This window comes from Streptomyces sp. NPDC127190 (assembly GCF_042672505.1).
Classification (GTDB): Bacteria; Actinomycetota; Actinomycetes; order Streptomycetales; family Streptomycetaceae; genus Streptomyces.
In genome coordinates, this window is record NZ_JBHXVE010000006.1 from 92,994 (window position 1) to 111,738 (window position 18,745).

General features: G+C 74.1%; 17 protein-coding genes. 9 read left to right on the forward strand and 8 right to left on the reverse strand.

The window, feature by feature from the left end; genetic code table 11:
• Nucleotides 1-398: 398 nt before the first annotated feature.
• From ACFVIU_RS12345 to xylB, 3 genes are read right to left on the reverse strand one after another with little or no spacing between them, the layout of a single operon-like run.
• A complete protein-coding gene (locus ACFVIU_RS12345) occupies nt 399-890 on the reverse strand; it encodes an NUDIX hydrolase (RefSeq protein WP_385842289.1) in 492 nt (163 codons plus the stop codon).
• A gap of 38 nt (nt 891-928) precedes the next feature.
• Complete coding sequence (locus ACFVIU_RS12350) at nt 929-2,134, reverse strand: ROK family protein (protein WP_385842290.1); 1,206 nt, start codon at nt 2,132-2,134, stop codon at nt 929-931.
• Between the two features lie 7 nt (nt 2,135-2,141).
• Complete coding sequence (gene xylB / locus ACFVIU_RS12355; protein WP_385842291.1) at nt 2,142-3,623, reverse strand: xylulokinase; 1,482 nt, start codon at nt 3,621-3,623, stop codon at nt 2,142-2,144.
• A gap of 124 nt (nt 3,624-3,747) precedes the next feature.
• On the opposite strand from xylB, the gene xylA reads away from it, so the two are divergent.
• A complete protein-coding gene (xylA, locus tag ACFVIU_RS12360) occupies nt 3,748-4,914 on the forward strand; it encodes a xylose isomerase (RefSeq protein ID WP_385842292.1) in 1,167 nt (388 codons plus the stop codon).
• Nucleotides 4,915-5,096: 182 nt separating this feature from the next.
• Here xylA and ACFVIU_RS12365 read toward each other — a convergent pair whose 3' ends face one another.
• Nucleotides 5,097-6,380, reverse strand: a complete 1,284-nt coding sequence (locus tag ACFVIU_RS12365) for an SWF or SNF family helicase (RefSeq protein WP_385842293.1) — start codon at nt 6,378-6,380, stop codon at nt 5,097-5,099.
• Complete coding sequence (locus tag ACFVIU_RS12370) at nt 6,377-9,244, reverse strand: SNF2-related protein (RefSeq protein WP_385842294.1); 2,868 nt, start codon at nt 9,242-9,244, stop codon at nt 6,377-6,379. The genes ACFVIU_RS12365 and ACFVIU_RS12370 overlap by 4 nt, the downstream gene beginning before the upstream one ends.
• A gap of 210 nt (nt 9,245-9,454) precedes the next feature.
• Here ACFVIU_RS12370 and ACFVIU_RS12375 point away from each other — a divergent pair, with 210 nt between their 5' ends.
• On the forward strand, nt 9,455-9,637 hold the full coding sequence (locus ACFVIU_RS12375; protein ID WP_385842295.1) for a hypothetical protein: 183 nt from the start codon (nt 9,455-9,457) through the stop codon (nt 9,635-9,637).
• 46 nt (nt 9,638-9,683) lie between these two features.
• Here the strand turns inward: ACFVIU_RS12375 and ACFVIU_RS12380 are convergent, their stop codons facing one another.
• Both ACFVIU_RS12380 and ACFVIU_RS12385 read right to left on the reverse strand, forming a co-directional pair.
• Nucleotides 9,684-10,529 (reverse strand): hypothetical protein, encoded by an 846-nt coding sequence (locus ACFVIU_RS12380; RefSeq protein ID WP_385842296.1) that lies wholly within the window; start codon nt 10,527-10,529, stop codon nt 9,684-9,686.
• A gap of 274 nt (nt 10,530-10,803) precedes the next feature.
• A complete protein-coding gene (locus tag ACFVIU_RS12385; RefSeq protein ID WP_385842473.1) occupies nt 10,804-11,337 on the reverse strand; it encodes a PadR family transcriptional regulator in 534 nt (177 codons plus the stop codon).
• A 112-nt stretch (nt 11,338-11,449) separates the two neighbouring features.
• Here ACFVIU_RS12385 and ACFVIU_RS12390 point away from each other — a divergent pair, with 112 nt between their 5' ends.
• Entirely contained in the window at nt 11,450-12,205 is a 756-nt protein-coding gene (locus ACFVIU_RS12390; protein WP_385842297.1) for an alpha/beta fold hydrolase, read from the forward strand.
• 7 nt (nt 12,206-12,212) lie between these two features.
• Here the strand turns inward: ACFVIU_RS12390 and ACFVIU_RS12395 are convergent, their stop codons facing one another.
• Complete coding sequence (locus ACFVIU_RS12395; RefSeq protein WP_385842298.1) at nt 12,213-12,812, reverse strand: class I SAM-dependent methyltransferase; 600 nt, start codon at nt 12,810-12,812, stop codon at nt 12,213-12,215.
• A 151-nt stretch (nt 12,813-12,963) separates the two neighbouring features.
• Here ACFVIU_RS12395 and ACFVIU_RS12400 point away from each other — a divergent pair, with 151 nt between their 5' ends.
• From ACFVIU_RS12400 to ACFVIU_RS12425, 6 genes are all read left to right on the forward strand, one after another.
• Nucleotides 12,964-13,737: an MHYT domain-containing protein gene (locus ACFVIU_RS12400; RefSeq protein ID WP_385842299.1), complete on the forward strand. Its 774-nt coding sequence runs from the start codon at nt 12,964-12,966 to the stop codon at nt 13,735-13,737.
• A 42-nt stretch (nt 13,738-13,779) separates the two neighbouring features.
• The gene (locus tag ACFVIU_RS12405) at nt 13,780-16,359 is read left to right on the forward strand and encodes a nitrate- and nitrite sensing domain-containing protein (protein WP_385842300.1); all 2,580 of its coding nucleotides are present in this window, start codon (nt 13,780-13,782) and stop codon (nt 16,357-16,359) included.
• Nucleotides 16,356-16,793, forward strand: coding sequence for a roadblock/LC7 domain-containing protein (locus tag ACFVIU_RS12410; RefSeq protein WP_385842301.1), 438 nt, complete (start codon nt 16,356-16,358; stop codon nt 16,791-16,793). The genes ACFVIU_RS12405 and ACFVIU_RS12410 overlap by 4 nt, the downstream gene beginning before the upstream one ends.
• An 18-nt stretch (nt 16,794-16,811) precedes the next feature.
• On the forward strand, nt 16,812-17,225 hold the full coding sequence (locus ACFVIU_RS12415) for a DUF742 domain-containing protein (RefSeq protein ID WP_385842302.1): 414 nt from the start codon (nt 16,812-16,814) through the stop codon (nt 17,223-17,225).
• Between the two features lie 45 nt (nt 17,226-17,270).
• Nucleotides 17,271-17,873, forward strand: a complete 603-nt coding sequence (locus ACFVIU_RS12420) for an ATP/GTP-binding protein (RefSeq protein WP_385842303.1) — start codon at nt 17,271-17,273, stop codon at nt 17,871-17,873.
• A gap of 335 nt (nt 17,874-18,208) precedes the next feature.
• The gene (locus ACFVIU_RS12425; protein ID WP_385842304.1) at nt 18,209-18,622 is read left to right on the forward strand and encodes a roadblock/LC7 domain-containing protein; all 414 of its coding nucleotides are present in this window, start codon (nt 18,209-18,211) and stop codon (nt 18,620-18,622) included.
• Nucleotides 18,623-18,745: the final 123 nt, after the last annotated feature.

Sequence of the window (18,745 nt, forward strand, 5' to 3'; positions counted from 1 at the left end):
AGCTTGGAACAGGGCCCTGGTCGTCTCCCCGTGCATGTGTCCCCCGATGCCTGTGAGGCCGCTGCCGTCCGGCGCGTGCGCGTTCCCTGATCCGAGAGGCGGCCGACGGATCTGACGGCCCGGCAGTTCCGCCTCGTGCCCTCACGGTACGGCGCGGGCGGAGCGGGCAGAAGGGTCCGCCGCGGTTCCGTGGACAGGCCCCTCCTTGTGGACAACTCGGCCACCCGTTCGGGTGAGTTCAGCGGTCCACGCCGGGAGGAGGGGCATCCGTCCAGCGGCCTGTCAGGCCCGCGTCACCACCCGCCGAGGCCCCGGCCAGGCGGACTGTCCCGCCTCCCGCCGAGGCCCCGGCCGGCCGGGCTGCCCGGCCGCCCTCCCGGGCCGCCGCGCCGGCACGGTCACACCGGCACACCCTCGCTCAGGTACACCACGTCCCCGCTCAGCGCGGCCTCATACAGGGCCAGCAGCGTGGACCGCCGTGTCACAAGCGGCAGTTCCACCAGCTCGGACGGTGTGAACAGTCCGTGCCCGTCGTGTTCCGCGCTCAGCCGGATGCGGGTGCCCTCGGCCAGCGTGCCGCCGTGGAAGAAGGAGTCGAGGACCGGACCGGTGCCGAGCACGTCCACCCGGTGGTCGATCCCGAGCAGCTGCGGCGCCGGCCCCAGCTCGACACCGGTCTCCTCGCGCATCTCGCGGCGCGCCGCGGTCCAGGGATCCTCGCCGTGGTCCAGCATGCCGCCGGGCAGCCACCACCGGCCCGCGTTCGGGTGGCCCGGACCGTAGCGCAGCAGCAGGACGCGAGACTGCCCGTCCAGCATCAGCACGCACGAGGCGAGCAGAGCCTGTGGCTGGGTTTTGACCCATTCCGCCCGCGGCACCCAGCCCGTCATCAGGCCCCCCTCTCCGACGTGCCCCAGCGTGCCAGGCGTCAGGACCGTTCCGCCACCGTCGCCGGATCGTCCAGGACGGCCCGGACGACCGAGTGCGCCGCGCCGAGCAGCGGCCCCTGCGGACCCAGCCGGGACACCGACACCGGGCAGGCCGGGCCCGCCGTACGGCCCGTCAGCTCCGCCTCCAGCGAGGGCAGCAGCCAGGGTGAGAGTCCGGCCAGGGCGCCGCCCAGCACCACGGTCTCGGGGTCCAGCAGGTTCACCGCTCCGGTCAGGGCGATGCCGAGCGCCGTACCGGCATCCCGCAGCGCCGCCCGTACCCCCTCGTCGCCCTGCTCCGCCCGTTCGGCGAGCAGGCCCACCAGGTCCTCCCGCGGTTCGAGTCCGGCCGCGCGCAGCACCGCTTCCTCGCCCGCGTACTGCTCCAGACAGCCCCGGCCGCCGCACGGGCACGGGGGACCGTCCGGCCGGACGGGCACATGGCCCAGCTCGCCTGCGAAACCCCGGGTGCCACGCAGCAGTCCGCCGTCCACCACGACCGCGGCGCCGATGCCGATCTCGGCCGACACATGCAGGAAGTCGCCCGGGGTGGCCTCCCCGAGCCACAGCTCGGCCAGCGCACCGAAGTTGGCCTCGTTGTCCACGGTCAGCGGCAGGCCTGCGGGCAGCAGAGCGCCGAGGTCCGTGTCGCACCAGTCCAGGTTGGGGGCGCGTACGACCGTCCGCCCGTCCCGCGCCACCAGGCCGGGCACGGCCACCGCGAGACCGGCGGGCCAGAGTTCCGCCTCCTCCGCCTCGGTGACGACCCGGCGGATCAGCCCGGTCAGCTCCTCGATCACCGGCCCGGGCGCCCGTCCCCGGTTGGCGCCGTGCCGTACCGCTTGCGCGCGGACCGTGCCCCGCAGATCCACCGCGCACACCGCGAGGTGATCGACGCCGATCTCGGCGCCGATCCCGGCGGGCCCGCGGCCGCTCACCGCGAGCGCCGACCCCGGGCGGCCCACCCGGCCGGGCCGCTCCGGGCCCAGTTCCTCCAGCAGTCCCCAGCGGATCAGCTCGTCCACCAGGGTCGACACCGCCGCCCGCGTCAGCCCGATGTGCGAGGCGACCGCGGCCCGCGACAGCGGTCCCTCGGCGCTCACGGCGTGCATCACCCGGGCCAGATTGCGCCGGCGCATGCCCTGCTGGGTGTCCGGCAGGGCACGGCCGGCACCCGGGCGGGCCTCGTGCAGCGGTGCGGTCATGCCTCCGTCAATCCTTGTCCTGTGCCGCCGGGCTCTGCGCGGGCGGCTGGGTGTGGGTCCCCCGCTCCAGCAGCGGGGCCGCGTCGGAGAGTACCCCGCTGATCCTGGCCAGCGTCTCCCGGTCCGGTTCCACGGCCTCCAGCACCGGGCCCGCGGCCGTGTTCCAGCGGCGGGCCACCGCCGCGGGGTCCTCGCCGGTCAGCAGCCCGGCCGCCTGCGCCGCGGCGCCCAGGGCGACCAGTTCCTGTGCCTGGGGCACCTGGACGGGCCGTCCCGACAGGCGCCGTACCGTCTGCTGCCAGGCGGTGCCCCGGGCGCCGCCGCCGATCAGCAGCAGCGGGGTGCTGCGGTCCGCGTCCTCGTCGAGGACCAGGTCGAGCGCGCCGAGCAGCGCGTGCACCGCGCCGTCGTACGCGGCTTGCAGCAACTGGCCCGGGGTCGTGTCGTGACGCAGTCCGTGCAGCAGGCCGGAGGCGCTCGGCAGGTTCGGGGTGCGCTCGCCGTCCAGATACGGCAGCAGGGTCACCGTGCCCCCGGGCTCGACGGCCTCGCGGTCCAGGCCGAGCAGCGTGGCGACCCGGTCCACGGCCAGCGTGCAGTTCAGGGTGCAGGCCAGCGGCAGCCAGTCGCCGCGCGCGTCCGCGAACCCCGCCACCGTGCCGGTCGGGTCGGCCGGGCGGTGCCGGGAGACGGCGTACACCGTGCCGGACGTGCCGAGGCTCAGCACCGGGGTGCCGGGCCGCAGGCCGAGCCCCAGCGCCGCCGCCGCGTTGTCGCCGGTGCCGGGGGCCACCAACGTGCCCTTGGAGAACGGCAGGTCATGGCTGTCCCGCACGGTGCCGGCCACCTCGCCCGGCCCCAGCACCCGGGGCAGCAGTGCCGGGTCGAGACCGATATGAGCGAGGACCTCCTCGTCGTAGGCCTCCGTCCCCGACGCCCACCAGCCGGTCCCCGAGGCATCGCCGCGGTCGGTGGTGCCCTGCCCGGTCAGGCGCTCGGTGAGGTAGTCGTGGGGCAGCCGCACCGCTCTGGTCGCCCGCACGGCCTCCGGCTCGTGCTCGGCCAGCCAGGCCCACTTCGTGGCCGTGAACGACGCCCCGGGCACGCTCCCGGTGCGCTCCGCCCAAGCCTTGGGCCCGCCCAGCTCCTCCACCAGCCGGCGGGCCTGGGGCGCCGAGCGGACGTCGTTCCACAGCAGCGCCGGACGCACCGGCTCGCCCCGCTCGTCCAGGGTCACCAGGCCGTGCTGCTGGCCGCCGATCGACACCGCGGCCGCCTCGTGCGCCGCGTCGCCGCACTGACGCAGCGCCGCGCACAGGGCGTCCCACCACTGGCGAGGATCACTCTCCCGGCCCACTCCTGAGGACACGGTGTGCGGCGCCTGGCCGCTCGCCACCACCTGCCCGGTGGCCGCGTCGACGACGAGCGCCTTCGTGGACTGCGTGGATGTGTCCACGCCGACGACGAGCGGACCCTCGGCTGCTGACATCGGGCTCTCCCTCTTCCGCGGCTCAGCGGGATGCGTACTGGCTGTTCTCTTCCCACAGGTGCGTCCGCATACTAATTTGTAAACGGCCATGACGAAATAGTCGTACGCAGCAAGGAGCCGCGGCATGAACTACCAGCCCACCCCCGAGGACAGGTTCACCTTCGGCCTGTGGACCGTCGGCTGGCAGGGAAGGGACCCGTTCGGCGACGCCACCCGCCGTGCCCTCGACCCGGTCGAGACGGTGCAGCGCCTGGCCGAGCTGGGCGCCTACGGAGTGACCTTCCACGACGACGACCTGATCCCCTTCGGCTCCTCGGACACCGAACGCGAGTCGCACATCAAGCGCTTCCGCCAGGCGCTGGACGCCACCGGCCTGACCGTGCCGATGGCCACCACCAACCTCTTCACGCACCCCGTCTTCAAGGACGGCGCGTTCACCGCCAACGACCGTGACGTGCGCCGTTACGCGCTGCGCAAGACGATCCGCAACATCGACCTGGCGGTCGAGCTGGGCGCGAAGACGTATGTCGCCTGGGGCGGCCGGGAGGGCGCCGAGTCCGGCGCCGCCAAGGACGTGCGCACCGCTCTGGACCGCATGAAGGAGGCCTTCGACCTGCTCGGCGAGTACGTCACCGCCCAGGGCTACGACCTGCGCTTCGCCATCGAGCCCAAGCCGAACGAGCCGCGCGGCGACATCCTGCTGCCCACGGTCGGCCACGCGCTGGCCTTCATCGAGCGCCTGGAGCGCCCCGAGCTGTACGGCGTGAACCCTGAGGTCGGGCACGAGCAGATGGCCGGTCTGAACTTCCCGCACGGCATCGCCCAGGCCCTGTGGGCGGGCAAGCTCTTCCACATCGACCTCAACGGCCAGTCCGGCATCAAGTACGACCAGGACCTGCGCTTCGGCGCCGGTGACCTGCGCGCCGCCTTCTGGCTGGTCGACCTGCTGGAGAGCGCCGGCTACACCGGCCCCCGGCACTTCGACTTCAAGCCGCCGCGCACCGAGGACCTCGACGGCGTGTGGGCCTCGGCGGCCGGCTGCATGCGCAACTACCTCGTCCTGAAGGAGCGTGCCGCCGCCTTCCGCGCCGACCCGGAGGTGCAGGAGGCGCTGCGCGCCGCGCGTCTGGACCAGCTCGCCCAGCCGACCGCGGCCGACGGCCTCCAGGCGCTGCTCGCCGACCGCACGGCCTTCGAGGACTTCGACGTGGAGAGCGCGGCCGCGCGCGGCATGGCCTTCGAACGGCTCGACCAGCTGGCCATGGACCACCTGCTGGCGGCCCGCGGCTGAGCACTCACGCGCGTAGGCCGTCGCCCACGCGCGCGGGCAGACGCGAAGAGCCGGGGAGGCGGCACGGGCACGTGCCCCTCCCCTGACCGCCGGGAGGCCCGCGTCACAGCCCCTCGGGCAGCCGCACGTACACCGCGGTCGTCCTGACGCCGCTGTCGACCGTTCGTCGCTTTGACGGAGCGTCAGTCCGCGCCTTCCGCGGCGCATCGCGCCGCGGCCAGTGCCGTGGCCGGATCGCGGTCCGCGCCGTCCGCAGGGACCCAGTGGCCGTCCTCGTCGCGGTACGGCCACCAGTGGCCGTCCCGTCCGAGCCGCAGCTGGACCGTGCCGTCCGGGAGGGTCCACCGGTTGCCGCTGTGCCGGAACACCGGCCGCTCGTCCTCCCCCCAGGCCGACTCCAGCGCCGCACGCGCGCGTGCCAGCGCCGCGCCCGCCACCTGCCACTCCTCCTCGAACACGGCCAGGGCCGCCGGACCTCCCACGCGCCAGGCCCGGACCGCCGCGGCCAGTTCCGCGCCGCCCCGCCCCGACCCCTCGGCGAGCCGCCGGGCCACCGCGCCGGGCACCGGTCCGCAGGCCAGCCGTACCGCGTCCTGCGCCGTCGTGAGCCCCTCCGCGGGTGCATCCCCGGACCGGAACCGCGCCAGCATCCGGTACGCCTCCACGGCGGTACGGCCCGCCAGATGCTCCAGTGCGACGGTATCGACCCCGGGTGCCGGCGCCGTTCCGGCGTCCAGGGACGGCGATGTGCCGGGCTCGTCGGGGAGTCCGGGCAGAGCGGGCAGCGGGGGCAGGGCGTCCGCCGCCGCCCAGGCATGCGCCGCATCCAGGCCCGCGCCCACGTCCGCGGGCCCGGCGTCGGCAGGCTCCGCCCGGGGCGTGGTGCTCCGTACGTGCAGCTCGGACAGGAAGGTCCCCCTCCGCCGCCCGCGCAGCAGCAGGAGCAGAAACGGATCCTCGTCCAGCAGCCTCGCCACCTGGTGACACAGCGCGGCGGTGTGCCCGCAGTGGTCCCAAGCGCCGCAGTCGCACTCGGGGTCCAGCTCGCCCAGGCCCGGCAGCAGATCGACCCCGCGCGAGGCCGCGTCCTCGACCAGGTGCGGCGGCAGCTCCCGGTCCAGCAACGCGGCCAGATGCCCGGCCTGTTCCACGGCCAGGTCCAGCAGCTGGCCCCACGCCGTGTCGGACAGCTCCGGCACCAGGACGTCGGCCCGATGGGCCGCCCCGCCCGGATCGCGTACGACGGCCGTGACCCGGCCCGGCCGTACGGTCACCGCGCCCACCGCACCCGCGCGCGCGAGCCGGCGCCCCGCCTTGACCGCCGTGGCGTCCAGAGCGGCGTCCTCCAGCGCCCGCAGCCAGGCCCGCCCCCACCAGCTCCGGGCGAACCCACGGCCCCGCACCGGCGGCAGCGCCGCCAACGTGCGCCCAGCGTCACGGTCCCGCTCGTCGTCGTCACGGCTCATCGCGCCTCCCCGCGCAGTTCCACCAGTGCGGCCAGGTCCGCGTCCGTCAGCTCCGTCAGCGCGGCCTCGCCGGAGCCGAGCACCGCGTCGGCCAGCTCCCGCTTGCGGCCCAGCAGCTCCGCGATGCGGTCCTCCAGAGTCCCCTCGGCGATCAGCCGGTGCACCTGCACCGGCTGATCCTGCCCGATCCGGTACGCGCGGTCCGTGGCCTGCGCCTCGACCGCCGGATTCCACCACCGGTCGTAGTGCACGACATGCTCCGCGCGGGTGAGGTTCAGACCGGTGCCGGCCGCCTTCAGCGACAGCAGGAACACCGGTGCCTCACCGTCCTGGAAACGCCGGACCAGCTCCTCGCGGGCCGCCACGGGAGTGCCCCCGTGCAGCAGCAGCGACGCCACCCCGCGCGCCGCCAGATGCCGTTCGAGCAGACGCGCCATGCGGACGTACTGCGTGAACACCAGCACCCCCGAGCCCCCGGCGAGGACGGTGGCGAGGAGTTCGTCCAGCAGCTCCAGCTTCCCCGAGCGCCCGGCAAGCCGTGGCTCGTCCTCCTTGAGGAACTGCGCGGGGTGATTGCAGATCTGCTTCAGACCGGTCAGCAGCTGCACGATCAGACCCCGGCGCGCCATGCCGTCGGCGGCCGCGATCCGTTGCATCGTCTCGCGGACCAACGCCTCGTACAGTCCTGCCTGTTCCGGGGTGAGCGTGACGGGACGGTCGGTCTCCGTCTTCGGCGGCAGCTCGGGTGCGATGCCGGGGTCCGACTTGCGGCGCCGCAGCAGGAACGGCCGCACAAGCCGCGCCAGCCGCTCGGCGGCGGCGGGGTCCCGGCCGGTCTCGACCGGCTGCGCGTACCGCGCGCGGAAGGTGCCGAGGCTGCCGAGCAGGCCCGGTGTCGTCCAGTCGAGGATCGCCCAGAGTTCGGTGAGGTTGTTCTCCACCGGGGTGCCGGTGAGCGCCACGCGTGCGCGTGCGTCGATGGACCGCAGCGCCCGCGCGGTCGCCGAGTACGGGTTCTTCACATGCTGGGCCTCGTCGGCCACGACCAGCCCCCACGGCACAGCGGCCAGCCCGGCGGCGTCCAGGCGCATCGTCCCGTAGGTGGTCAGCACGAACTCCCCGCGCGCGACGGCACCGAGATCACGCCCGGCGCCATGGAACCTGCGCACCGGCACCCCGGGAGCGAACCGCTCGATCTCGCGCTGCCAGTTGCCGAGCAGCGACGCCGGACAGACCACCAGCGTCGGACCGGTGGTCGAGGCCTCCCGCTGCCGGTGCAGATGCAGCGCGATCAGCGTGACGGTCTTGCCGAGGCCCATGTCGTCGGCCAGGCAGCAGCCCAGGCCGAGAGCCGTGGTGCGGGCCAGCCAGTCGAGGCCGCGCAGCTGGTAGTCCCGCAGGGTGGCGGCCAGACCGGGCGGCGGTCCGGTGGCTGGCGCGGGCTCAGCCCCGGCGAGCCGTTCCCGGAGCCGGGCGAGCCATCCCGTGGGCCGTACGTCGACCAGCCGGCCGTCGACCTGTGCCGAGCCCGTCAGCGCGGCGGCCAGGGCCTCCACGGGCGAGAGGGCCCGCTCCTTGCGGCTTCGGGCGCGCTGCGCCTCGCGCGGGTCGACCAGAACCCAGCCGTCGTGCAGCCGGACCAGCGGGCGCTTGGCCTCCGCGAGCCGGTCCAGCTCCTCCCCGCACAGCTCCCGCCCGCCCAGCGCGAACCGCCAGCGGAACGCGACCGCGCCGGCTCCTGGGAGGAACGCGGACGGGCCCGCCGGTGCACCGCTCGTCTCCGTTCCGTCGTCCGGCGGGCCGACGGCCGCGTGCGCGGTGAGGCCGCGCACGGCCTCCTTCGGCCAGTGCACCTCGACTCCGGCCGCGGCCAGCGCTCGGCCGTCCTCGCCCAGGAGTTCGGTGATCTCTTCGTCGGCGAGGTCCACGGTGTCGGGCACGGCGGCCGAGAGCAGGGGCGTCAGCGGCGGCCAGACGCGGGCCGCGCGGCGCAGCGTCAGCAACGCGTCCGCACGCGCGCGTGGGCCGAACGCACCCCGCACGTCCGCCGCCCCGGTCCACAGGCCCGCGGCATCCATGACGTCCGCCGCGCCGCTCGGCCCATGCACCTGGAGCACGGCGCGGAAGCGGACGGCAGCCTCCTCCTGCGGCGCCTCGCCGAGTCCGGGCATCTCCACCCGCAGCGACAGCCGTACGCCCGCGTCATGGGCGGTGGCGATGTCGTCGGCCCACGCCCGCAGGGCGGGCAGCCGCTGCGGCTCGGCCACGGCGTACGGAGGGCTGCCGGTCACCAGGGGCGCGGCGGGGGAGCGGGGCAGGGTGTCGGCGACCGCGTCCAGGAAGGCGCGCAGCAGCCGCTCCGGAGCGGGCAGCTGGGGTGGCCCCGACGGCGCGAGCGGCACGGCGTGCGCCTCCGGGGGCATGGCGGCGGCGCATTCACGGATCAGCTCTGTGTCCCGCGCGGACAGCGGTCCGATCCGCCAGGCGTCGTGCTCGCCCGGTGAGAGCCCCGGCAGCAGCAGCCCACGGGCCAGGAAGTGCAGGGCCAGGGCGTATGCCGCCCCCCAGAAGGCACCGGCCCGGTGCACTTCGGGGAGTCCACGCACGCGCGTGAGCAGCGGCAGAGCCGCGCCCGTCGACAGCACGAGGACCGGGCGCCGGACCCGCTCGACGCCGCCGTCCGCCGCCGGCGCGACGACGTCCAGCTCCTCGGGGTATCCGTCGACGCCGCCGGGCGGAGGCGCGCCGTCCGGACGCCAGAAGGCGAACCGGCCGGCCCGGGCGGGATCGGACGGCAGGAACACGACGCCGCAGCGGGCCAGTTCGGACAGTTCGGAGGGTGGTGCGCATTGTTTGCCCTGCACGCTCTGCCGCACTCCTCAAATTTGACTACTCGGGTTGGGGTCGCCGAGGGTACAGCACGCGGAGGGTGAACGGGACATGCCGACGCCGTCGCGACGGGCGACCCTTAGGGGGCGGCCTCCGGGATGTCTCCGGGACAGGGCCGGAACAGCGGGAAGCGGGCGGCCGTTCTCAGTGCAGAAGCGGCAGCGGCCGTGAAGGAGGCGACGCTCATGTCCAAGAAGCTGATGATCGCCGTGGGAGGTGTGGCGATCGGGCTGATCCTGTTGGCCTGGCTGCCCTGGTGGGTGGTGTTCCTCGTCGTGGTCGGAGTTCCGGTCGCCGCCTATCTGGCGCTGGACCCCTCCCAGCGGCGCAGGCTCCGCCGTGTCACCCGCAAGGAACTCGGCCGCTGAGCGGCCGGGGACCCGACGGCGCGGTGGGCCGGAGGGCGAGCGCGGCTCACAGGGGTCGTACGGCCAGCTTGTCGAGCGCCTCCAGCAGGCCCGGCAGCTCGGGACCCCGGCCCACCGGCAACACCTCGCCGGGTTCCTCGTCCAGCAGCACGAACGCGATGTCGTCGGTGCGCGCCACTATCGACCAGCCGGGGCCGTCGGCGCGCAGCGTACGGGCGTCCCCGGTGGCGAAGGAGGAACGCACCCGGCCGAGCGGCGGCGGCGTGTCGAGATAGGCGCGCGCCTCCGCGAGCACTCGCCTGACGCCCTGATGGCCGCCCTGCGGCACGCTCGCTCCGCCCTCCGCGCGGGGCTCGGCAGACGCCCCCTGCGGCTCGCCGGCAGGGAGGAACTTGTCGTCGCTGATCTGCTCCCGCCACATCGCCCACTGGAGGGCGATCTCATCGGCGCCGAGGCGCCGCTGCGCAGGGCCCCACGAGCTGGTGTCCGGCGGACTCAGCGGCGCCTGGTCGCCCGCCTCCACCGCAGGGTCGTGCGGCGCGGGTACGCCCGGGGCGGCGACGGCCACGGCCAGCGGCCAGCCCGGCAGCGCGGTGACGACGGCGCGCTCGTCCGGGGACAGCTCGTACTCCATGCCGCAGTCCCAGGACGCGATCGCCACAGCGACCAGCGAGACGTCGTCGATGACGACCGTCCACCGCGCACCGTCGCCGTCCTGGCCCAGCACCAGGCCGTATCCGTCGGCCCGGGGTGGCAGGCCCAGAGCCGCACAGGCCTCCGGGTAGTCGTCGCCCAGCACGCTCGGGAACTGCGCCGGCGTCAGCAGTACCGCTGTGAGTACATACAGCGCGTCGTCTGCGGCGGCGACGGCCTTCTCGTCCGTCCCGGCCATCTCTGCCTCCCCAGTGGTTCTTCCATCGGCGCGCACCCTAATGCGGGCGGAAGGCGGTTGTCACGACTCCGCACACCACCCGGACCTGCCGGTTTCCACCTGGACGGGGCGAAACGGCCACGGTCTCCACAGGACTTCCCCAGACCGCCACTCGCCCCGGAGGGGCCACGGCTCCGGTCCGTGGGGCCGTCATTCTCGGCCGCTCCTCCGCCGCTCGGCGACGTATGCGGCAACCGTCCCGTTCCGGTCTGCACGGCCGGCCCACCTGGACACCTCAGCGGCCGACACCCTCGAGTGACGCGAGTGTGTCGCGCAGCCAGCCGAGTTCGGCCCGGCTCGTGGCCCGCGCGATGGTGAGAACGCCGCGCCGGAACGGATCGTCCAGCTCCTCGGCGCGCAGCGGCCGGTCGCCGTCGTAGAAGAAGCTCGCCGGCTCCTCCAGGAAGGCCAGCCGGCGGCGCAGCACGGCGGCCTGGGCGGCGGGGTCCTCCAGGTGCCGCAGGAACGCGAGCAGCGTGAACCAGTGGTTCTCGTCCGTGATCTCACGCTGCGCGGGCTCGGCGAGCCGCCGCCGCAGCTCACGTCCGCCCTCCTCGGTCAGCCGCAGCACATGGCGGGGCGCGGCCACCGCACCGGGCTCGGTCGCCCGCGCCAGCAGACCGGCCTTCTCCAGCCGTTTGATCGCCGGGTACAGGGTGCTCTCGGCGACGGGCCGCACATGGCCGGTGAGCGCCGCGATATGCCGGCGCAGGACGTATCCGTGCAGCGGGGCGTCGTACAGGAATCCGAGGATGGCGAGTTCCAGCATGACGGCATTCTGCGGCATGGCGGTGTACATCGCCCCCTCCATACCACCTTGACGCAATACATCGGCACCGATGTATTGTCGCGGGACAGCACAGTCGGCAGGGAGAGGTGCCATGCGGCAGGCCGTATTCGACAGCGAGGGAAGCTGCGTCCGCTGGACGGAGGCGCCCGGTGCGGAACCCGCCCGGGTGTACCTCCACGGGCTCGGGTCGATGTCCTCCGTCTATCACGCGCACATCGCGGCCCGGCCCGAACTGGCGGGCCGGCGCAGCCTCTTCGTCGACCTGCCCGGGCACGGAGTGAGCGACCGGCCCCAGCACTTCGGGTACACCCTGGCGGAGCACGCCGACGCGGTCGCGGCGGCCCTGGACATTGCCCAGGTCGCCGGCGCCGAGCTGATCGCGCACAGCATGGGCGGCGCCGTCGCCATCGTGCTCGCGCACCGGCGCCCCGACCTGGTGTCCCGGCTGGTGCTCACGGAGGCCAACCTGGACCCCTTCCCGCCGCCGACCGCCGGCAGCAGCGGAATCGCCGCCTATACGGAGGACGAGTTCGCCGAGCGGGAGTACGCGCGCGTGCTGGACCGCGTCGGGCCGCTGTGGGCGGCCACCATGCGGCTCGCCGATCCGCGAGCCCTGCACCGCAGCGCCGTCGGCCTGCGCCAGGGCTCCGATCCGGTGATGCGGACGATCCTGGAGGGGCTGCCCGTGGACCGCGTCTACCTGCAGGGCGAGCACAGCGGCGACCTCGCGGGCAGCGCGGACCTGGAGGCCGCCGGGGTGCGGGTGGTGACCGTGCCGGGCGCCGGGCACAACGTCATGTTCGACAACCCCGACGCCTTCGCGGCGGTCGTCGGCGGGGCGGGCTGACCCCGGGTCAGCCCTCGCGGACGGCGACCGCGAGGAAGCGGGTGTCCTCGTCGGCGTACGAGGTCATACGCCAGCCCGAACGAGCCAGGAGCGGCCGGAGGTGGGGTTCTGCCCGAAGGTCGTCGGGGGTGATCCGGCGGCCGTGGCGCGCCGCCAGCGCGGCCCGGCCGATGGGGTGGAACAGCGCGAGCGTGCCGCCCGGCCGTACCACCCTCGCCAGTTCCCGCAGGTTGTCCTCCGGCTGCGGCAGATGCGCGATCAGCCCCGCCGCGAACACGGCGTCCAGGCACCCGGAGCCCAGCGGCAGTGCGGCGACGTCGGCGAGCAGCAGCCGGCCGTCCCGGTCCCGGCCCGACCGTACGGCAGCCTCGAGCATCGCCGGCGTCAGATCGGCGCCGAGCACCACCCCGGAAGGCCCCACGGCGGCGCGCAGCGGAGGCAGTGCGCGCCCTGTGCCGCAGCCCGCGTCCAGGACCCGGTCACCCCGACGCAGCCCGAGATCCGCGACGGCGGCCGCGTAGGCGGGGCCGTCGTCGGGGAACCTGCTGTCCCAGTCGGCCGCCCGCGCGGTGAAGAACTCCCGGACATGTGTGTGGTCGTCGCTCATGCTCCGCATGATCCCTCACCAACACGAGGGATGCCCCTGTGCGCATGTTCGAGCTGGACGCGATCGTTCCAGCGCATCTCAGTGTCATATTCCAACACCTTTCGAAATGCGCCCCCTTTGTGCACCCGTGCACCCCTAGCGTCCCTGGGCCATGGGACACCTGGACCACGCCGCCTTCGGCTGGCTGACCCCCGTGCTGTCATACGTGATGGCCTGCACCGGCGCCGCTCTCGGACTGCGCTGCACCGTCCGCGCGCTCGCCACCACCGGCCGCGCGCGCCGCAACTGGCAAGTCACCGCCGCCTCCGCGATCGGTACGGGCATCTGGACCATGCACTTCGTGGCCATGCTCGGCTTCCGCGTCAGTGGGACCGACATCCGTTACGACGTGCCGCTGACCATGCTCAGCCTTCTCGTCGCCATGGTCGTCGTCTGCGCCGGCGTCTTCGCCGTCGGCCGCAGTCGCGACCGCACCCGGTCACTCCTCCTCGGCGGTCTCACCACGGGTCTGGGCGTCGCCAGCATGCACTACCTGGGCATGGCCGCGGTCCGGCTGCACGGCGACGTCAGGTACGACCCCGTGCTCGTCGGGCTGTCGGTGCTGATCGCCATCGTGGCGGCGACCGCGGCCCTGTGGGCGGGGCTCAACATCAAGTCCCCCCGCGCGGTCACCGTCGCCTCCCTCGTCATGGGAGCGGCCGTCAGCAGCATGCACTACACGGGGATGTTCGCGGTGAGCGTGCGGGTGCACCCCTCCGGCGCGGCACTGCCCGGGGCAACGGCGATGCAGTTCATCTTCCCCCTCGCCGTCGGCCTCGGTTCCTACCTGTTCATCACCTCGGCCTTCGTCGCCCTCTCGCCCAGCGCCGACGAGCGCGAGGCCTCCGCCTCCGCCCAACGGCCCGTCGAGTCCCTCACCCCCTGAGGCAGTCCCGAGCGCTCCGCCCACACCCCGAGCGAGGAGGCCATGCGCCCACCCCGTACCACCCCGAACGACGGCACCCCGGAGCCGTCCCCGCACCCGCCCCGCGGCCGCCGCGCGCACGCCGGCCCGCCCGCCGACGGCTCCCTGGGCAGGGGACCGCGCCCGGCACGCGCCCGCGGAGCGCGCCGCCCCCTGCGGCCGCGGACCGTGCGCGCCAAGGTGGTCAGCCTCCTGATGGTGCCCGTCGTCTCCCTGCTCGCTCTGTGGGCGTACGCCACCGTCAGCACCGCCCAGGACGTCGCCCGGCTCCGCGAGTCCCAGCGTGTCGACGCCGAACTGCGCACCCCGGTGGCCACCGCCGTCATCGCCCTCCAGGCCGAACGCACCGCCGCCGTGCGCTACGCCACCGCCCCGCCCGGGACCGACGGCAGCGACCTCGAAGGGCTGGCCGCCCGCACCGACCGGGCCGTGGCCGCGCTGCGGCTCGGTGACGGCAGCACCGTCGCCGACAGCCAGGAACTGCCCTCCGACATCTCCGACCGCCTCGCCGCCTTCATCCAGGGCGCCGAGCGTCTCCGTACGCTGCGCAGGGGCGTTCTCGACCACCGGACCGCCTGGAACACGACGTACGAGCAGTACACGAACAGCATCGCGGCGGCCCTCGCCGTGGACGGCACCCTCACCGCCGTCCAGCGCTCCGACACCGGCTCCGACGCGCGTGTCCTGCTCGAGTTCTCCCGCGCCGCCGAGGCACTGGCCCAGGAGGACGCCCTGCTCGGCACCGCGCGGACCGCGGGCGCGCTCCGGGGCGAGCGGCTCCGGCTGTTCAGCGCCGCCGTCGCCGCGCGCCGCACCCTCACCGACACCGCCGTCCCGGACCTCCCCACTGCCCAGCGCGCCGCTTGGCGCGCCCTCGCCGGCAGCCGTTCCTACACCGACCTCGGCCGCGCCGAGGACAAGATCGTCAACGGTGGCCCGGTCGCCGAGCCCGACGCGGCCGGTCAGGGCCTCTGGAGCGCCGCCCACGCGCGCGTGCAGGACGGCATGCGGACCATCGCGCGGGACACCGGTCGTGCCGTCGCCGGACGCGCCGACCCGTTCACCCGCGGACTGCTGAGTCCGGCGGGCGCCGCGGTCCTCCTCGGCCTCGCCGCCGTCGCCGCCTCGCTCGTCATCTCCGTGCGGATCGGCCGGGCACTCGTGGTCGAACTCGTCAGCCTGCGCAACGACGCCCTGGAGATCGCCCGCCGCAAACTGCCCCAGGCCATCCGGAAACTGCGCGCGGGAGAGGAGATCGACATCCACGCGGAGGCACCCGCCGGACCACCCGCCGAGGACGAGACCGGCCAGGTCGCGGAAGCCCTCACCACCGTGCACCGCGCCGCGCTGCACGCCGCCGTGGAGCGTGCCGAACTCGCCAGCGGCATCTCCGGGGTCTTCGTCAACCTGGCCCGCCGCAGCCAGGTGCTCGTGCACCGCCAGCTCAGCCTGCTGGACCGCATGGAACGGCGCTCCGACGACCCCGACGAGCTGAGCGACCTGTTCCGTCTGGACCACCTCACCACCCGGATGCGGCGGCACGCCGAGAGCCTGATCATCCTCTCGGGGGCGGCACCCGGCCGGGCCTGGCGGCTGCCCGTCCCGTTGACGAACGTCGTACGCGCCGCCGTATCGGAAATCGAGGACTACGCGCGCGTGGAGGTACGGCAGTTCCCCGAGGCGCACATCATCGGAGCGGCGGTCGCCGACCTCACCCATCTGCTCGCCGAACTCGTCGAGAACGCGGCCCAGTTCTCGCCGCCCCACACGCGCGTACGCGTCACCGGGGAGCCCGTCGGCAACGGCTACGCCCTCGAGATCGAGGACCGCGGACTCGGCATGGGCGGCGACACCCTTTCCGAAGCCAACCGGCGCATCGAACAGTCCGATGCCCTCGACCTGTTCGACAGCGACCGGCTCGGGCTCTTCGTGGTCAGCCGGCTCGCCTCCCGGCACAGCATCAAGGTGCACCTGCGGACGTCGCCCTACGGCGGCACCACCGCCGTCGTCCTGCTGCCGACCGCCCTGCTGCACACCGGCCCGGCCGACCGCCCGCCCCGCCAGGACGAACAGACCGTCACCGAGCGGGGTCGCGGGTACGCGCGCGTGTCCGGCGCCGCCCCGCCGCCGGAACCCGTCACCGTGGGCTTCGGCCGGCCCGCCCTGGCCGTCACCACCCCCGAGCCGCGCAACAGCGCCCACCCACCCCGCCCGCACCGCGCCGCCGCCCCCGAGCCGGATGCGTACGGCACCGCCCCCGGCCCAGGCTCGTACGAGCCCCCGCCACCTGGAGTGACCCCCCTGAAGCTGCACCGCCCTCCGGACGAGTCCGAGCCCTCCGACGACCTCCCGCGCCGGGTGCGCCAGGCCAGCCTCGCCCCCCAGCTGCGCCAGCAGCACACGGCAGAGGCGGACCCGTCCCCCACCCGCCACGGCGACGACCGGCGCACCCCCGAACTCGTGCGGGACCGCATGGCGGCCTACCGCGCCGGCTGGGTGCGCGGCGGGGGCCGGCAGCCGGGCCGCGGTGCCGCCCCGGAACCCGAAACGCGCAGTGACAGCAGCGAAGGAGACCCGGCATGATCCAGGACCCGAACCCGAGGACAGGGCGGCGATCCGGCGAACTGGACTGGCTGCTGGACGACCTGGTGAGGCGCGTGCGCGAGGTGCGGCACGCCGTGGTGCTGTCGAACGACGGACTGGCCGTCGGCGCCTCCAGCGGACTCGCGCGCGAGGACGCCGAGCACCTCGCCGCCGTGGCGTCCGGCTTCAACAGCCTCGCCAAGGGCGCGGGACGACACTTCGGAGCCGGCGGGGTGCGCCAGACGATGGTCGAGATGGACGACGCCTTCCTCTTCGTGGCAGCCGCCGGAGACGGCTCCTGCCTCGCGCTGCTCACCGCCGTCACCGCCGACATCGGCCTCGTCGCCTACGAGATGGCGCGACTGGTCAAGCGCGTCGGCGAACACCTCTACACCCCGCCGCGGGTCACCGCGCAGCCGCCCGCCGCCGGATGAGCCGGAGAGGCACAACCGATGACCCAGACCCCGACCGGTGGTCCCCGCGAGCCGGGCAGCCAGTGGTACGACGGCGAGGCCGGGCCCCTGGTCCGCCCCTACGCCATGACCGGCGGACGCACCAAACCGGGCCCCACCGGCGTGCGGTTCGACCTGATCGCGCTGGTCACCCTCCACCCCGCCGCACCGGCGGCCGACGACGACACCGCGCTCGGACCGGAACACCGCACGCTGATCCGGCTGTGCCGCACCGAGACCCAGTCCGTCGCCGAACTCGCCGCCGACGCGGACCTGCCCGTGGGGGTGGTGCGGGTGCTCCTCGGGGACCTGTTGGAACTGGGCCGGGTGACCATCAGCCGTCCCGTGCCGCCCGCGCAACTGCCCGACGAGCGGATCCTGCGCGAGGTCATCGCGGGACTGCGGGCGCTGTAGATGAACGTACGTCGGCCCCGGTCGGCCCTTCCGAGAGAAGTGAACATGGTCTCCGAGCACTCCGGCACCGTCGACGACACCTCCGCCCTGGCGCTGAAGATACTGGTCGCGGGCGGATTCGGCGTCGGCAAGACGACCCTCGTCGGGGCCGTCAGCGAGATTCGGCCGCTGCGCACCGAGGAACTGCTCAGCGAAGCCGGCCAACTCGTGGACGACACCGACGGCGTGGACCGGAAGGTCACCACCACCGTCGCGATGGACTTCGGGCGCATCACCATCCGCTCCGGCCTCTCCCTGTACCTCTTCGGTACCCCGGGCCAGGACCGCTTCTGGTTCCTGTGGGACGAGTTGTCCCAGGGCGCGCTCGGCGCCGTGGTCCTCGCGGACACCCGGCGCCTGGAGGACTGCTTCCCCGCGGTCGACTACTTCGAGCACCGGCGCATCCCGTTCGTGGTGGCCGTCAACTGCTTCGCCGGGGCCCGGGCCCACGACGCCCACGACGTCGCCCGGGCCCTTGACCTCGACCCCGGCACCCCGGTGGTGCTGTGCGACGCCCGCGACCGGAACTCCGGCAAGGAAGTGCTGATCAGCCTCGTCGAGTACGCCGGACGCAGGCACACCGCCCGGCTGCTGGACTCGGTGGGCTAGCGCAAGGGCATTTCCGTATGAGGCAAGGAACGTCCCGCACCGGGCGATCCATCCGGCACAGGCGAGATTGCGCCCTTTCACCACGGCGTCGCCGGTCTCGAAGACCGGTTCGCCCCGGCGAGCGCGGGGGAACGGAACCGTACGAAGGGTCTCTCATCGGCGCGAACGGCCGGACCCGGTCTCGCCCGGGCTGCCTCGGAGGCGGGCGTCGGTCAGTGTGCGTCGGTCATCTTCCGGGTCAGGGGCTTGTCCTCCTTGCCCCTGCCCCGGTCGGTGGGGAAGGCTGGCCGGGAGGCTCCTCCAGCCAGGCGGAGACAGCACACGGGGAGAAGGACATGGCGCACAACCAGGGACTCGGCTGGCTCCTGGACGATCTGACCGAGCGGGTGGAGCATGTGCGGCACGCACTGGTCCTGTCCAACGACGGACTGGTCACCGGAGCGAGCACGGGCCTGCGCCGCGAGGACGCCGAGCATCTGGCCGCCGTGGCATCGGGGCTGCACAGCCTGGCCAAGGGCTCGGGACGCCACTTCGGCGCGGGCCGGGTGCGCCAGACCATGATCGAGTACGACGACGCCGTGCTGTTCGTCACCGCTGCCGGCACCGGCAGCTCGCTGTGCGTGCTCAGCGCGGCCGAGGCCGACATCGGGCAGATCGCCTACGAGATGACCCTCCTCGTCAACCGCGTCGGCGAACACCTCGCCGTCGACGCAAGGCAGCCCGAGCGCACGCCTAACCAAGAGTCCTGACCTGCGGTTTTTTGAACCACCGGGGAGTTATCCACAGGCCCGCCACGGACTGCTCCGAAACGGCTACGGTGTGTGCACGGCGAACGCACCGGGCGTGAGCCACCCGAGTCCCCGGGGGAGTAC

Bases quoted from the DNA above. Each gene is read 5' to 3' on its own strand.
- ACFVIU_RS12395 (WP_385842298.1), bottom strand. From the start codon at position 12,812: ATGAGCGACGACCACACACATGTCCGGGAGTTCTTCACCGCGCGGGCG.
- ACFVIU_RS12380 (WP_385842296.1), bottom strand. From the start codon at position 10,529: ATGGCCGGGACGGACGAGAAGGCCGTCGCCGCCGCAGACGACGCGCTG.
- xylB (WP_385842291.1), bottom strand. From the start codon at position 3,623: ATGTCAGCAGCCGAGGGTCCGCTCGTCGTCGGCGTGGACACATCCACG.
- ACFVIU_RS12375 (WP_385842295.1), top strand. From the start codon at position 9,455: ATGTCCAAGAAGCTGATGATCGCCGTGGGAGGTGTGGCGATCGGGCTG.
- ACFVIU_RS12410 (WP_385842301.1), top strand. From the start codon at position 16,356: ATGATCCAGGACCCGAACCCGAGGACAGGGCGGCGATCCGGCGAACTG.
- ACFVIU_RS12345 (WP_385842289.1), bottom strand. From the start codon at position 890: ATGACGGGCTGGGTGCCGCGGGCGGAATGGGTCAAAACCCAGCCACAG.
- ACFVIU_RS12420 (WP_385842303.1), top strand. From the start codon at position 17,271: ATGGTCTCCGAGCACTCCGGCACCGTCGACGACACCTCCGCCCTGGCG.
- ACFVIU_RS12405 (WP_385842300.1), top strand. From the start codon at position 13,780: ATGCGCCCACCCCGTACCACCCCGAACGACGGCACCCCGGAGCCGTCC.
- xylA (WP_385842292.1), top strand. From the start codon at position 3,748: ATGAACTACCAGCCCACCCCCGAGGACAGGTTCACCTTCGGCCTGTGG.
- ACFVIU_RS12385 (WP_385842473.1), bottom strand. From the start codon at position 11,337: ATGCTGGAACTCGCCATCCTCGGATTCCTGTACGACGCCCCGCTGCAC.
- ACFVIU_RS12350 (WP_385842290.1), bottom strand. From the start codon at position 2,134: ATGACCGCACCGCTGCACGAGGCCCGCCCGGGTGCCGGCCGTGCCCTG.
- ACFVIU_RS12415 (WP_385842302.1), top strand. From the start codon at position 16,812: ATGACCCAGACCCCGACCGGTGGTCCCCGCGAGCCGGGCAGCCAGTGG.
- ACFVIU_RS12390 (WP_385842297.1), top strand. From the start codon at position 11,450: ATGCGGCAGGCCGTATTCGACAGCGAGGGAAGCTGCGTCCGCTGGACG.
- ACFVIU_RS12400 (WP_385842299.1), top strand. From the start codon at position 12,964: ATGGGACACCTGGACCACGCCGCCTTCGGCTGGCTGACCCCCGTGCTG.
- ACFVIU_RS12425 (WP_385842304.1), top strand. From the start codon at position 18,209: ATGGCGCACAACCAGGGACTCGGCTGGCTCCTGGACGATCTGACCGAG.
- ACFVIU_RS12365 (WP_385842293.1), bottom strand. From the start codon at position 6,380: ATGAGCCGTGACGACGACGAGCGGGACCGTGACGCTGGGCGCACGTTG.